General features: G+C 40.8%; 13 protein-coding genes. 5 read left to right on the forward strand and 8 right to left on the reverse strand.

Annotation, left to right across the window (positions count from 1 at the left end):
• Positions 1–18 precede the first annotated feature (18 nt).
• Both EL215_RS01635 and EL215_RS01640 read right to left on the reverse strand, forming a co-directional pair.
• A complete protein-coding gene (locus tag EL215_RS01635; RefSeq protein ID WP_049357852.1) occupies positions 19–465 on the reverse strand; it encodes a tetratricopeptide repeat protein in 447 nt (148 codons plus the stop codon).
• A gap of 224 nt (positions 466–689) precedes the next feature.
• Positions 690–887, reverse strand: coding sequence for a LysR family transcriptional regulator (locus tag EL215_RS01640; RefSeq protein ID WP_080969794.1), 198 nt, complete (start codon positions 885–887; stop codon positions 690–692).
• 32 nt (positions 888–919) lie between these two features.
• Here EL215_RS01640 and EL215_RS01645 point away from each other — a divergent pair, with 32 nt between their 5' ends.
• Complete coding sequence (locus EL215_RS01645) at positions 920–1,621, forward strand: glutathione S-transferase family protein (RefSeq protein ID WP_049357851.1); 702 nt, start codon at positions 920–922, stop codon at positions 1,619–1,621.
• A 72-nt stretch (positions 1,622–1,693) separates the two neighbouring features.
• Here EL215_RS01645 and EL215_RS01650 read toward each other — a convergent pair whose 3' ends face one another.
• Both EL215_RS01650 and EL215_RS01655 read right to left on the reverse strand, forming a co-directional pair.
• Positions 1,694–2,488: a formate/nitrite transporter family protein gene (locus EL215_RS01650; protein WP_126469765.1), complete on the reverse strand. Its 795-nt coding sequence runs from the start codon at positions 2,486–2,488 to the stop codon at positions 1,694–1,696.
• 220 nt (positions 2,489–2,708) lie between these two features.
• Positions 2,709–3,299: a hypothetical protein gene (locus EL215_RS01655; protein WP_126469767.1), complete on the reverse strand. Its 591-nt coding sequence runs from the start codon at positions 3,297–3,299 to the stop codon at positions 2,709–2,711.
• Between the two features lie 869 nt (positions 3,300–4,168).
• On the opposite strand from EL215_RS01655, the gene EL215_RS01665 reads away from it, so the two are divergent.
• A complete protein-coding gene (locus EL215_RS01665; RefSeq protein ID WP_005612095.1) occupies positions 4,169–4,624 on the forward strand; it encodes a DUF411 domain-containing protein in 456 nt (151 codons plus the stop codon).
• A 12-nt stretch (positions 4,625–4,636) separates the two neighbouring features.
• Entirely contained in the window at positions 4,637–6,184 is a 1,548-nt protein-coding gene (locus tag EL215_RS01670) for a multicopper oxidase family protein (RefSeq protein WP_003783725.1), read from the forward strand.
• A gap of 93 nt (positions 6,185–6,277) precedes the next feature.
• Here EL215_RS01670 and EL215_RS01675 read toward each other — a convergent pair whose 3' ends face one another.
• Positions 6,278–6,745 carry a single-stranded DNA-binding protein gene (locus EL215_RS01675; protein ID WP_049357843.1) on the reverse strand — a complete coding sequence of 156 codons (468 nt, stop codon included), beginning with the start codon at positions 6,743–6,745 and terminating at the stop codon, positions 6,278–6,280.
• Positions 6,746–6,905: 160 nt separating this feature from the next.
• Between EL215_RS01675 and uvrA the strand changes: the two genes are divergently transcribed.
• Positions 6,906–9,737: an excinuclease ABC subunit UvrA gene (uvrA, locus tag EL215_RS01680; protein WP_126469769.1), complete on the forward strand. Its 2,832-nt coding sequence runs from the start codon at positions 6,906–6,908 to the stop codon at positions 9,735–9,737.
• Positions 9,738–9,793: 56 nt separating this feature from the next.
• On the opposite strand, the gene EL215_RS01685 is transcribed toward uvrA, so the two are convergent.
• The 3 genes from EL215_RS01685 to rarD all read right to left on the reverse strand — a co-directional run bounded on the left by EL215_RS01685 (position 9,794) and on the right by rarD (position 13,517).
• The gene (locus EL215_RS01685) at positions 9,794–11,320 is read right to left on the reverse strand and encodes a DHA2 family efflux MFS transporter permease subunit (RefSeq protein WP_126469771.1); all 1,527 of its coding nucleotides are present in this window, start codon (positions 11,318–11,320) and stop codon (positions 9,794–9,796) included.
• 8 nt (positions 11,321–11,328) lie between these two features.
• Complete coding sequence (locus EL215_RS01690; protein ID WP_126469773.1) at positions 11,329–12,498, reverse strand: EmrA/EmrK family multidrug efflux transporter periplasmic adaptor subunit; 1,170 nt, start codon at positions 12,496–12,498, stop codon at positions 11,329–11,331.
• 134 nt (positions 12,499–12,632) lie between these two features.
• Positions 12,633–13,517, reverse strand: a complete 885-nt coding sequence (rarD, locus tag EL215_RS01695) for an EamA family transporter RarD (protein WP_164757088.1) — start codon at positions 13,515–13,517, stop codon at positions 12,633–12,635.
• A 123-nt stretch (positions 13,518–13,640) separates the two neighbouring features.
• Between rarD and EL215_RS01700 the strand changes: the two genes are divergently transcribed.
• Entirely contained in the window at positions 13,641–14,099 is a 459-nt protein-coding gene (locus tag EL215_RS01700) for an Lrp/AsnC family transcriptional regulator (RefSeq protein ID WP_126469775.1), read from the forward strand.
• Positions 14,100–14,118: the final 19 nt, after the last annotated feature.

Consider the following 14,118-nt stretch of genomic DNA (forward strand, 5'->3'; position numbering starts at 1 on the left):
AAATTTTGTGAGAAATCGTCAATGTGTTTTGATGCCTAAACGGTTTAAAGCATCAATGGCAGGTTGGGAAATATGATCACCACGTTTAGCGGACTCTTGATACCAATGCACGGCTTTGGTCATGTCTTTTGTCGTGCCGATGCCGTTTTCGTAGCAATGGCCGAGCCAGTATTGCCCGGTGATGTCGCCCGCTTCGGCCGCTTGCATGAAGTAGGCAAAAGCGGTTTTCGCATTCTTGGCGATACCTTCGCCGTTCAGATACATCAAGCCCAGATAACGCGGCGCTTTCATATGCCCCGCCTGTTGTGCCTGCTCAAAGTAAGGCTTGGCATGTTGATAATCCTGTTTTTGATACAAGGCGATGCCTTCGTCCAACAGGGCTTTCGCCTGCTCATTATGTTGCGGAACGGTAGAACAGGCGGCGAGAAGGGCTGTAGCGACGAGCGCGGATAGTTTGGATTTCATAAATCACTCTCTAACATGTATAGCAAATTGAAATAATAGTACAAAGTTTCGTTTTAGACATCAAAGTGCGGTCAAATTTCAAGGCTTTTTATTTATCCCTTCACCAAAACAACGCATTAAGCAATCCAATACAATGCGTACTTTTGCTGATTGGGTGCGATGCGCGGTGGTGGCGTAAAGGGTGCGGGTGGGAAGTTTGTGCAAATAGTCTGGGGAAGCACAAATCAAGGTTTGCCATTGTGCCAATGGGCGCGAGATGCTGTCAGCGTGAGGCTGCGTGTGGTGCGGTTAAGCAATTTGACACCGTAATAATTTTCCAGCTTGCGAATGGCTTGACTGATTGCGCTGGCAGTCATGCCCAAATTCCCCTCATCCAGTATTTGTCGTGAATTTCCCGGCTGTTTGGAGTATAGTAGAACCATATTTGAATAACAAATAATGAAAGGAGAACAAAATGCTTAAATTATTTACTTTACCCGGTGAAGGTAAAATTCGCAGTTCATCACCTTTCGCTTGGAAAACTGAAGCGATGCTGCGTTTATCCGGCTTAGATTTCGAAAAAGAATATGTTGCCGATCTCAGCAAAATGCCTAAAGGCAAAGTTCCGGTATTGCAAGATGGCGAGAAGTTGATCCCTGATAGCTCTCTCATTCAGCGTTATCTAACCGAAACCTACGGCATTGATTTAGATAAACATTTAACGCCTGAACAAAAAGCGATTGCTGAAGCCTTTCGCCGTATGACAGAAGAACATTTATATTGGATGGTCGTATATAACCGTTTCGTCGATCCTCTCAGCAAACCATTTATGATGAAGGCAATGTTTGATGGCATGCCGACCGAACAAGCCGAAGCGATTTTTGCTGTGTTACAGGAAAACGCGAAAAAAGAAATGTACGGACATGGTATCGGAAGACACACGCAATCCGATATTTACGCCTTCGGAAAAGGAGATTTAGACGCCATTAGCAACTACTTAGGCACAAAATCCTACTTTTTCGGCGAAGAATTAACCTCCGTTGATGTGTCCATCGTGCCTGTTGTTGCAAACCTGATTCTTACCCCCATCGACACTGAAATTGCGCTATATGCAAGAACCAAAGCAAATTTGGCTGCCTATATTGAACGATTTGATCAGGCAGTATTTGGAGAATAAAGCAAGAAATCAAAGGCCGTCTGAAAATTCAGACGGCTTTTTTATGTGAAAGTGCGGGCAGATTTTCGTTTACTAAATACAATAATCTTCTTTTAATAAGTGACGATAGGCATAAAGATAAGATGCCCCGACAAATGCCGCACCACCCGTGACATTGCCTAAAAAGACAGGAATCATATTGAAGAAGAATTGGCTCCAAGTCACATTAGCACCAGCAAAAATCCCGGCAGGAATAATAAACATATTGGCGACAAAGTGTTGTAATCCGATAAGCACAAAAATCATCACTGGGAACCACATGGCGAGAATACGACCGGAGGTTTGTTTGGCGCCAAAATAGAACCAAATACCCATGCAGACCATCCAGTTACAAGCTATGGCAGAAACAAAGGCGCGACCAAAATCCATTTGCACTTTAGCCTCGGCAATCGCGATGGTTTTAGCGGCTGCAGCACCTTCTGATAAACCGACATAATGCCCTAAGAAATAGGCCATAAACAGTGCACCGAGCAGGTTGCCCAAACTCACGACAATCCAGTTACGAAATAATTTTTTAAGGCTTACTCTTTTTGTTAAACGGCCTAATGCCATCATCATCATGTTTCCCGTGGCCAATTCACCACCACCGATTAATATACAAATCAAACAAATAGGAAACACAGCCGCACCAAGTAATGTCGCCAGCCCTCCCCACTCAGGAGGAATACCGCTCACGACTTTTAAATAGGCCATATAACCAAAACTCACATAGCCGCCACCTAAAAAACTTAAAATAGACAGTGTTTTTAGATGTCCTTGCGACTTAGCATAACTTTTATCAATGACATCTTGTAAGATTTCGTGGGGATAAAGATCGCGATGCTGCATAGTTGTACCTCTAGTAAAAATAAGACGGTAAAAATGTAGCAAACCACATAGCAAAACCGAAAGAATTGTTAAATATATGTACTGATTTTTAGTTATAACGAAATTGAATAATAATCCGAACCTAAAATTAGGTGTCTAGGTTCTTTTTTGAGGGGCAAAGAGCGGTCGGTGGTGGAACAATGTCGCCCAAGTTAGAAACGGTATAAGGAAACATCGTCTATTACATTTTTCTATAAATCAAAATCCGTGTAAATTCAGTCGGGTAGTCCAATCTGAATGTCGTACCGGGTGAATGGTAGAGACGAAACTCAACGGTAACGTTAGGGTATTTATCGATAGAAAATTCATAGGAAGTGAAAAAATATGTGGTTTCATCAAAAACTCTTCTCAATGTTTCTGATTTCTCCTCACTTTTTTTAAGATTCAGATGAAAGTATTTTGTCAATTCATCTTTGTCAAATAGGATATTTATTGAACCTTTGCTTTCACCCCAATAGAGATTAAGTTTCGTATTCTGTTTTAACTCTTTAGGTACAACCAAATGAACCTTTGATTTTTCCAAAGTGTAGCTTGTATAACCGTTTTTCATGTTTGTATGAGTAAGAACCTTGATATTCCTACGTTTATATTGCAATGAATCAGGATCAACAGATTGTTTTTTCTCCATAATTTCAGATGCAATATCAATCATTTCTGCTAAATAGGCTTTTTCCAATTGGATTTCTGTTTGTGTCATGGAAAATATATTTTGCGAATAGAACAATAAAAAAATAACAGATAATTTCGAAAGAATTTGTTTAAAATTTTCCATATATTCTTACTCCTGAAAATGTTCAAAGGAAATAAAGCAAAGATACATCGTGTTCTTTTTTCTGGTTCTAGTTATGTTGCTTATCTAAGATATGTTCTCCTTGATATTTATACTATTTTCCAGTATTCAAATAAAGATATATTAGATTCGGATGCTGTGCAATAAATTGAGTATTTATTGTGTTTTAGTGCTTGAGCGAGATAAGGCGCACGAATAATTGATGTCAAAATGAGAGATAAAAAAGAGACCTTTCAATGAAAGGTCTCTCTTCATAAAACAATGTTATATGAATAATTTGTAAAAAATCTCCAAAATTATGCAGGATTTGGGTGTTTGCAAATTAAAATAACTTATTTTGCCTTCAATTTTTAACCAGTCAAATTTACCATTTTTGCGCCGTAAAGCCCCGTTTTTCAGGTTGGGGATATAGCTTTTTTGACTTTTTCTCTTGCCCACTCTTCGTATTGGGAAGTTTGATTTTTAACTGGTTTTAAATTCATTTTGCTATGATATTCTGTTTAAGGTTTTTATTATTATACCTAATGAATGTTTAAATTGGGGTGTTCACGCAAAAACACATTGACTGCTTTAAATCCGTATGTGGTACTGTGGTGATGGTTATTTTATTTTCTGATATTTCAAAAGCTTGCGGCTCTCTTGTCCAGACAAGTGATTTGGGATGGAATGTGTGCATTATTACTCCTGAGTAATGAGACTGTATTATAGTAAAGATTTCATACATATTGAAAAACAAGCGGTAGGATTTTGAGAAAAATTTGCAAATTATTTTTTCAAATCCCTTGAGCTTAACCCTAGGTTAAGCTTTAACATGATGTCCATTCAATCTCAATAAAAAATAAGGACATCTTATGAAATTACATAAATTCACCCGCTCATTGTTGCTTTTAAGTTTAGGCATAACCGCTTTTGCTCAAGCACAAACACTTTCTATGGAAGTGTGGAAAAGCCCGACTTGTGGCTGTTGTAATGAATGGATCAGCTATATGCAGAAAAACGGTTTTGAGGTTAAAGTCAACGAAACAGGCAATTATGATGCTCATAAGCGCTTTAACATTAAATATGAACATGCTTCTTGCCACACAGCCGTGATTGATGGCTATGTGATTGAAGGACATGTACCTGCTGAGGATATCAAACGTTTACTCGCAGAAAAACCCGATGCAATAGGCTTGTCTGCACCGGGAATGCCAATTGGTTCACCAGGTATGGACGGTGAAGCATACGGCGGACGCAAAGATCCTTATGATGTTGTTTTGATTAAGAAAAACGGTGAAAGTGAAGTGTTTAAATCCTATAACCAATAGGGGGGGGAAAGAATGAAACGTCGAGATTTTTTACGTTATGGAATTGGAATTAGCTTAGCCAGTAGCTCGCTTTATAGCCTTGCGAATATGATGAACCACGCACAACATGGCAATATGGCGATGATGCATTCAGTACCTACTGGCCTAATGCCAACTGAGGCAATGCCTTCAGGTTTATCACTTAATGGGATATTACCAAAACTTGCTAATCAATCGACTCAAGCTGGACTGTTCAAAGCCACTTTAAAAGCAGAGCCAATTAAAATTCGCCTCGCAGACAATAAAGAAACGGAATTTTGGGCTTATAACGGACAACTACCAGGGCCACAAATTGAAGTATTTGAAGGCGATGCCGTAGAAATTGAATTTATCAATCACCTACCACAACCCTCAACAGTACATTGGCACGGCTTAGATGTACCAAATGAAGCGGATGGTAACCCGATGGATATGGTTGAACCGCAAGGGAAAAAAGTCTATCGCTTTACGCTACCTCAAGGCAGTGCTGGGACATATTGGTACCACCCTCATCCACATGACCATGTTTCCGAACAAGTCTATAAAGGCTTAGCAGGCACTTTCGTTGTTAAAGCGAAAAATGATCCGCTTGCACACCTTCCTGAACAACATTGGGTGATTTCCGATCTGCGTTTAAATGCCGATGGCACCATTCCAGCAAACACGATGTTAGATTGGATGAACGGTCGTGAGGGTGAATTTGTGTTAATCAACGGTCAATATCAGCCCCAGATTCAAGTGAAAACGAATGAACGAATCCGTCTTTGGAATGCCACTAGCGCTCGTTATTTTCGTTTAAACATTCCAGGGGTGAAATGGATTGTGGTGGGTACCGAAGGTGGTTTACTTGAAAAACCTCGCTCGCCTGTTGATGAACTGCTACTTACACCAGCCGAACGCGTTGAAGTGATTATGGTGGGTGAAACGCAAGGAACAGTCAATTTACAAAGCGGTTATTATGATCGCCGTAAGATGATGGTGCAAGAACAGCCTAAAGATCTCACTTTAGCCACAATTCAGGTGAAATCAGAACCTGTTCAGTTACCTGAAAGCTTAAGGTCCTTCCCTAACTGGGATGAGCCAAAGCAGGTTCGCCAAATTCGCTTTAGTGAAAAAATGATGAACCATACGAATATGCCAATGATGAATCACGGTACACATCACGCTACTACAACACCAACGGACAACCCTATTCCACCAATGATGAATGGTATGTTCTTAATCAACGGTCAAACCTTTGATATGAACCGTATTGATTTTGTTGCCAAATTGAATGAAGTGGAACAGTGGGAAATTTTCAATGAAAGCCATATGGATCATCCGTTCCATTTGCACGGCACTCAATTTGAAGTGATTCAACATACATTAAACGGCAAAACCTTCAAGCCAGAAGGCAGGGCGTTAAAAGATGTAGTCAATTTGCGCCCTTATGAAAAAGTGATTATTCGCTTTAAGCAAGGACACACTGGGTTGAAAATGTACCATTGCCATATTTTGGAACATGAAAATCTCGGTATGATGGGGATGTTTAAAGTGGAATAGTGGTATCTAACCATAAAAAACAGAGGGATTTTCGTGAAAATTTGTAAATCGCGAAAATCCCACTGCGTATTGATAATCTTGTACCAATACAATTCAGAATGGAATGTTATCATCAAATGCGTCCATTGGTGGCTCAGCTTGTGGCGCTGGCGCAGATTGTGCTGGACGAGATTGATAGCTTGGTTGTGGTGCTGATTGTGCAGGAGTATAACCGCCCATCTCTTGATTACGACCACCTAACATTTGTAAGTTATCACCCTGGATTTCAGTGGTGTAACGATCTTGGCCGTTGTTATCTTGCCATTTACGGGTTTTTAAACGACCTTCAACATAAACTTGTGAACCTTTGCGTAAGTATTGACCCGCAATTTCCGCTAAACGACGATATAACACGATGCGGTGCCATTCGGTCACTTCACGACGTTCACCTGTGTTTTTATCTGTCCAGCTTTCACTTGTTGCCACGCTGATATTTGCTACCGCTTCGCCATTTGGCATCGTGCGGATTTCAGGATCATTACCTAAATTACCCACGATGATTACTTTATTAATACCTGCCATAGAATCCTCTATTTTTGAAATTAAGGTGAAAAATTCTTACTATTTTGCCTTAAAAGCCAAAAAAGATCCATAAAAATTAACTGGATATTTGCACAGATGTTGAAATGTGCGATAATAATCGCAAATTTTGAATTTATTTTTTTAAGGCAATTGCTTTTTTATGGATACTATCGACATTCGTGGGGCAAGAACCCACAACCTCAAAAACATCAATTTAACTATTCCGCGCGATAAATTAATTGTGATTACAGGCTTGTCCGGTTCGGGCAAATCTTCTTTAGCATTTGATACGCTTTATGCGGAAGGGCAGCGCCGTTATGTGGAATCGCTCTCTGCTTACGCGCGTCAATTCCTTTCTTTGATGGAAAAACCTGATGTGGATTCGATTGAGGGCTTGTCGCTGGCGATTTCTATTGAGCAAAAATCTACTTCTCATAACCCGCGTTCAACCGTGGGTACGATCACCGAAATTTACGATTATCTGCGTTTGCTGTTTGCTCGCGTAGGGGAGCCGCGTTGTCCTAATCATGATGTGCCATTAACGGCACAAACCATCAGTCAAATGGTGGATAAAGTTTTAAGTCTGCCAGAAGAAAGCAAAATGATGTTGCTTGCGCCCGTGGTGAAAAACCGTAAAGGTGAGCATGTTAAGTTGTTAGATAGTTTAGCGGCACAAGGTTATATTCGTGCAAGAATTGATGGTGAAATCTGTGATTTATCTGATCCGCCAACGCTCGCTTTACAAAAAAAACATACTATTGAAGTGGTGATAGATCGTTTTAAAGTGCGGTCAGATTTAGCTACACGTTTGGCGGAATCCTTTGAAACGGCTTTGGAGCTTTCAGGTGGTACAGCAGTTGTGGCAGATATGGATAATCCTAAGGCTGAAGAATTGGTTTTCTCGGCGAATTTTGCTTGTCCGCATTGTGGTTATTCTGTACCGGAATTAGAGCCTCGCTTATTCTCATTTAATAACCCGGCAGGGGCGTGTCCAACTTGTGATGGTTTAGGGGTTCAGCAATTCTTTGATGAAAGTCGAGTCGTACAAAACAAAAGCATTTCTCTCGCAAGCGGTGCGGTGAAAGGTTGGGATCGTCGTAATTTCTATTACTATCAAATGCTTACCTCGCTGGCAAAACACTACAAATTTGATATTGAAACACCATACGAAGATTTGCCACAAAAAATTAAAGATATTGTGATGCACGGTTCAGGCAAGGAAGAAATTGAATTCCAATATATGAACGACCGTGGTGATGTGGTGATTCGCAAACATCCTTTTGAAGGGATTTTGAATAATATGGCGCGCCGTTATAAAGAAACGGAATCCATGTCTGTGCGCGAAGAGTTGGCGAAAAACATCAGCAACCGCCCTTGTGCAGATTGTGGTGGCTCGCGTCTTCGTCCTGAAGCTCGTAACGTGTATATCGGTAGCATTAACTTGCCTCAAATTTCAGAGAAAAGCATTGGTGAAAGCCTTGACTTTTTCCAAGGGCTTACTTTAACCGGTCAAAAAGCACAAATTGCGGAAAAAATCCTGAAAGAGATCAGAGAGCGATTAGAATTCTTAGTGAATGTGGGCTTGAATTATCTTTCCCTCTCTCGTTCTGCAGAAACCCTTTCGGGTGGTGAAGCGCAACGTATCCGTCTTGCGAGCCAGATTGGTGCGGGCTTAGTGGGTGTCATGTATGTGTTGGATGAACCTTCTATCGGTTTGCATCAACGCGATAATGAACGTTTGTTAAATACGCTCATTCACTTGCGTAATTTGGGTAACACCGTAATTGTGGTGGAACATGATGAAGATGCCATTCGAGAAGCCGATCATATTATTGATATTGGCCCTGGAGCAGGTGTGCATGGTGGCCAAGTAATCGCACAAGGCACAGCCAAAGAAATTATGGCAAACCCAAATTCGATTACGGGTAAGTTCTTATCGGGCAAAGAAAAAATTGAAATTCCGAAAAAACGAACCGCACTTGATAAAAGCAAACTTTTAAAATTAAAAGGTGCAACAGGGAATAATCTGAAAGGTGTGAATTTAGAGATCCCCGTGGGCTTATTTACTTGTATTACGGGGGTATCAGGTTCAGGTAAATCAACGCTAATTAATGATACGTTATTCCCATTGGCTCAAAACGCCTTAAATCGTGCGGAAAAAACGGATTTTGCGCCTTATAAATCCATTGAAGGCTTGGAATATTTTGACAAAGTGATCGATATTAACCAAAGCCCGATCGGTCGTACACCACGTTCTAACCCAGCGACGTACACGGGATTATTTACCCCAATTCGTGAATTATTTGCGGGCGTGCCAGAAGCTCGTGCGCGTGGTTATAACCCAGGACGTTTTAGCTTTAACGTACGCGGTGGTCGTTGTGAAGCATGCCAAGGTGATGGCGTGCTAAAAGTAGAAATGCACTTCTTGCCGGATGTGTATGTACCTTGTGATCAATGTAAAGGTAAACGCTATAATCGTGAAACCTTGGAGATCCGTTATAAAGGCAAAACTATTCACCAAGTATTAGATATGACGGTAGAAGAAGCCCGTGAATTTTTTGATGCCATCCCAATGATTGCGCGTAAACTGCAAACCCTAATGGATGTAGGCTTATCTTACATTCGTTTAGGTCAGTCTTCTACCACGCTTTCAGGTGGTGAGGCACAACGCGTTAAATTAGCGACAGAGCTTTCAAAACGCGATACCGGTAAAACCCTTTATATTTTAGATGAGCCGACAACTGGTCTGCATTTTGCTGATATTAAACAACTTCTCGACGTGTTACATCGCTTGCGCGATCAAGGCAATACTATCGTGGTGATCGAACACAACTTAGATGTGATCAAAACTGCAGACTGGATTGTGGATCTTGGTCCAGAAGGCGGTAGCGGCGGTGGTCAAATCATTGCAACAGGCACACCAGAAGAAGTCGCCAAAGTCAAAGGTTCACATACCGCGAGATTCTTAAAAGATATCTTGGCAAAAAGCTAGAAAAATCAACCGCACTTTTGAACATTATCAAAGTGCGGTTATTTTTTGGGATATTTTTAATGTTTGCTGCTAAAAGGTGGTTTGGCAAACCAAATTACAACAACCAAGGAAATAAATGTTATCGCAGAAACTAAGAAGATCTCGTTAGCACCAATAATAAAGCCTTGAGCGGTAATTTGTCTGGCAAGATATGATGCCGTTTGTTCTTCGCTTAAACCAAAGCTCCCCATCGTTTGGAAGAATTGTTGGGAAATCGGGTTGTATGGATTAATGACTTCCGTGAGTTGCGTGTGATGCACGGCTTCGCGGTTATACCACATAAATGTCGTGAGAGATGTGCCTATTGAGCCGGCAAGGGTTCGGAGAAAATTAAATAAGCTCGACGCTGAAGCCATTTTTTCGGGCGGTAAACCTGAAAGCGTAATGGTTGTCAGTGGCATAAAGAAACAGGCGACCGCTAACCCTTGCACAAATTGCGGTAATGCCACATCCATAAAGGTCATTTCTGGCTCAAAGGTCACGGCTCGCCAATAAAAGGTGAGCGCATAAACCATAAAACTGACGGTAATTAAAATCCGCATATCAATTTTATTGCCGAATTTCCCGATAATCGGTGCAAGTAGAATCGGCAATAATCCCACTGGTGCAGCCGCAAGTCCCGCCCATGTTGCTGTATAGTTGTAAACCTGTTGGAGCAGAAGTGGAATGAGCACGACCGTCCCTGAATACACCAGAAAGGCAAGGCTGGTCGAAACACAACCTACGGTGAAATTTCGGGATTTGAATAAGGAGACATCGACAACGGGATTATCGTCCGTGAGTTCCCAAATGATGAGGGCGATTAAACCTACTGCAGCGATAATGGTGAGTACCACAATTTCAGTGGAGTTGAACCAATCTAGCTCGCGGCCTTGATCCAGCATCAATTGCAACGCACCTACACCGAGTGCTAACAAAATCAGCCCAATAGTATTAACTGGTTGATGAGAAATTCGGCTTTCTCGGCCTTCTAAAAGTTTCCAACTGATTAAGACAACAGCAAGCCCAATTGGGACGTTGATAAAGAAAATCCAACCCCAGTGAATATTATCACTGATCCAACCTCCTAAAATCGGACCACAAATCGGGGCAACAACGATCGTCATCGACCAAAAAGCCAATGCCATTCCGCGTTTTTCAGGGGGATAATTATTGAGTAATAAGCTTTGAGAAAGGGGAATGATGGGACCCGCTACTGCACCTTGAAGAACACGAAAAACGATCAACATCTCCAAGCTATTTGCAATACCACAAAGCCAAGAGGCTAGCACGAATAATAGCGTTGCGATTAAAAATAACCGCACTTCACCAAAACGTTTTGCCAGCCAGCCTGTAATCGGGATCGAAATCGCATTTGCCACACCGAACGAGGTGATTACCCAAGTTCCTTGGCTCGACGAGGCACCTAAATCACCCGCAATGGTTGGAATAGCGACATTGGCGATGGTTGAATCCAGCACAAGCATAAAAGTAGCAAGGGAGAGTACCAATGTCAGGATTGCCAACGCTCCGCCTTGTAGTGGCTTAAAATGAGATTGCGGCATAACGGAACCTAATAGCTATTGTCACGAATAATAGATTCGATCAAATTATTGACCGCACTTTCATCATATTGCAGCACATTCGTAGAATAAAGCGTTGTCGCTGGCGCTTGGTCACGCAAGGTTTCACCTTGGCTATCACTCACATTTACTTTTACAGTCGCAGAAAGCCCAATGCGTAGTGGGTTTTCAGCAAGCTGTTGCGGATCTAATTGAATTCGTACAGGAACACGTTGCACCACTTTGATCCAGTTGCCGGTCGCATTTTGAGTGGGCAATAATGAGAATGCGCTGCCCGTACCCATTTCAATTCCCACGACCTTTCCATTAAAGGTTTTATCTTTACCATAAAGGTCGAAATGAATTTCAACGGGTTGACCAATTCGCATATGAGTTAATTGTGTTTCTTTGAAGTTGGCGTCTAACCACATTTGATCGGTAGTGATCACTGCCATTAATGTGCTGCCAACAGAAACTGCTTGCCCTACTTGCGCATTGCGACGAGCTACATAACCTTTAATTGGGCTGCGGATTTTTGTGCGTTCTAAATTCAACCAAGCTTGCTTCAAATTACTGACCGCACTTTGAATTTGCGGTTGTTCACTTAAAGAGCCATCTAACAATAAGGCTTGATTTGCGCCAAGCTGATTTTGTGAGATAGTTAAGTTCGCTTTTGCCAGTTCAACTGCTTCTTTCGCATGTTGGAACGATTCTTTATCGATCGCCCCATCTTTGACTAATTGCACACGACGATTCAAGTTTCCTTGTGCTTGAGCAAGGGTAATTTCATTCGCTCGAACGGCCGATTTTAATTGTTTTACGGTGTAATTCAGTTGAGAAACTTGGCGAGCCGCATTGGCTAAATTGCTTTTAGCTTGCTCAAAACTTAATTTAGCGTTGGTATCATCCAGTTCTAATAACACGTCACCGGCTTGTACGGGATCCATATTATCGACATTAATTTTCGCAATATTCCCTGCCACCTGTGATGAGACCATCACCTGATTGCCGCTCACATAGGCATCTTCCGTTTCTTCAAAGCCTTTAATAAAGAAAAACCAATAAGCCGCGGAACCAATTGCAATTAGAAGAAGCAAAAGAATAAAAATGGAAAGCCCTTTTTTACGTTGTTGAGATTTATTATTTGAAGAGTTTTGTGTATCTGTTTGTTGATCGGACATAATGCGAGCCTTATCGGAAAAATGCTGAAGTAAAAAGGCTTCAGTCTATAAAATATGAATGTTTGTTCATTATGAACGTGAATTAGAATTATTTCAAGAATGACCTTACTTTAGCACACAAAGTGCGGTCAAATTTAGTGATGTTTTTTCATTAAGCCATTTATTCCAAGCAAAATCAAACTTATCCAAATAGGTACATAAGTGACGTAATCAGATGGGAAAACTTGCGTATTAAGCCAGAATATTGCAATTAAAAAAAGCAAGGTGGGTTCCAGATAACTGAGTACAGCAAATATACTGATGGGAATTTGTTGGCTCGATTTTAAATTGGCAGATAAGCCAATTGCACTGACTAAACCTAATGCAGGTAATAAATACCAATATCGACTTTCATTCATCACAAAAGAAAATTGCTGTTCTTGTATGATCAAATAAATAAGGCAGGGAACGGCAATAATACATGTATCTAGCGTAATGCCTTGTAAGGGAGGTATTCTTATTGCTTTACGGCTTAAATAATAATAGGGATAAATTAAACATACCCAAAGGCTAGTCCATGAAAAGGTTTGGTTGTGCCATAACTCATGTATCACACCCAACGCTGCAATACATAATGCAATAATTTGAATAATCGAAAGTGTTTCTTTCAGCCAGAGTCGACCAAGTAATGCCATGACTAATGGGTATAGAAAATATCCCATCGCAATATTCACTCCCTCGCCATTAACGGGAGCCCACATAAATAACCAAAATTGGCTACCTGCATCGAGTGTACCAAGCAAAAACAGCATCCAACGTTTTTTGTCTTTGCCTAAGGTTTCATTGACTAATTTTGATAATGAACGACAACCCACTGTAGGGAAGATAATTAAAAATAACCCGAAGACCATCATCACCATTCGCCAAGCAAACACATCTGTGCCGCTAAGTGGCTGTAGCCATAAACTGAATAAATACAGCAGGCCAAATAAAAATTGTGAGATAATTCCTAGAAAGATACCTTGAGCCATTTTTATCATTTTCTTACGTTGAATAACATCATTATAAAAGTCTGACATGGTAAATTTTCTCAATATAGAATAATTTACGATTATTTTTCTCAAGTTTTAGTGTTCTTTAGTATTTATTTTCAAGGATAAAAAATGGAACTAGATAAATTAGATCGAGATATTTTGAATATTCTCCAACAAGACGTAACCTTACCATTAAAAGAGCTCGCTGAAGAGGTTCACAGCTCGGTAGCAACTTGCCAGCGTCGAATTCAATTACTGACAGAGAAAGGTGTAATTACTAAACAAGTTGCGATCGTATCGCCAAAGGCAGTAGGTAGAGGTATTAGTGTTTTTGTGATGGTGGAAATGGATAACCAACATTCCTGCTTTCAAGAATTATTTGAGCGAAAAATGCGCCAAGAAACCGATGTGGTGAGCTGTTATGAGATTTCTGGTGATTATGATTTTATGTTGCTTATTCATGCTGAAAGCATGGAAAGTTACCATTCATTTACCCGCCGTGTCCTAACCGGTGAATATCATGTTCGAACTTATAAAAGCTTATTTGTGATGAACTTTACTAAAGCAGAGAGTGGGATCTTATTGTAAGTGTAAGAATTAAAGAAAA

Source organism: Haemophilus parainfluenzae (assembly GCF_900638025.1).
Lineage (GTDB): Bacteria > Pseudomonadota > Gammaproteobacteria > Enterobacterales > Pasteurellaceae > Haemophilus_D > Haemophilus_D parainfluenzae_J.

Bases quoted from the DNA above. Each gene is read 5' to 3' on its own strand.
- EL215_RS01635 (WP_049357852.1), bottom strand. From the start codon at position 465: ATGAAATCCAAACTATCCGCGCTCGTCGCTACAGCCCTTCTCGCCGCC.
- EL215_RS01640 (WP_080969794.1), bottom strand. From the start codon at position 887: ATGGTTCTACTATACTCCAAACAGCCGGGAAATTCACGACAAATACTG.
- EL215_RS01645 (WP_049357851.1), top strand. From the start codon at position 920: ATGCTTAAATTATTTACTTTACCCGGTGAAGGTAAAATTCGCAGTTCA.
- EL215_RS01650 (WP_126469765.1), bottom strand. From the start codon at position 2,488: ATGCAGCATCGCGATCTTTATCCCCACGAAATCTTACAAGATGTCATT.
- EL215_RS01655 (WP_126469767.1), bottom strand. From the start codon at position 3,299: ATGGAAAATTTTAAACAAATTCTTTCGAAATTATCTGTTATTTTTTTA.
- EL215_RS01665 (WP_005612095.1), top strand. From the start codon at position 4,169: ATGAAATTACATAAATTCACCCGCTCATTGTTGCTTTTAAGTTTAGGC.
- EL215_RS01670 (WP_003783725.1), top strand. From the start codon at position 4,637: ATGAAACGTCGAGATTTTTTACGTTATGGAATTGGAATTAGCTTAGCC.
- EL215_RS01675 (WP_049357843.1), bottom strand. From the start codon at position 6,745: ATGGCAGGTATTAATAAAGTAATCATCGTGGGTAATTTAGGTAATGAT.
- uvrA (WP_126469769.1), top strand. From the start codon at position 6,906: ATGGATACTATCGACATTCGTGGGGCAAGAACCCACAACCTCAAAAAC.
- EL215_RS01685 (WP_126469771.1), bottom strand. From the start codon at position 11,320: ATGCCGCAATCTCATTTTAAGCCACTACAAGGCGGAGCGTTGGCAATC.
- EL215_RS01690 (WP_126469773.1), bottom strand. From the start codon at position 12,498: ATGTCCGATCAACAAACAGATACACAAAACTCTTCAAATAATAAATCT.
- rarD (WP_164757088.1), bottom strand. From the start codon at position 13,517: ATGATAAAAATGGCTCAAGGTATCTTTCTAGGAATTATCTCACAATTT.
- EL215_RS01700 (WP_126469775.1), top strand. From the start codon at position 13,641: ATGGAACTAGATAAATTAGATCGAGATATTTTGAATATTCTCCAACAA.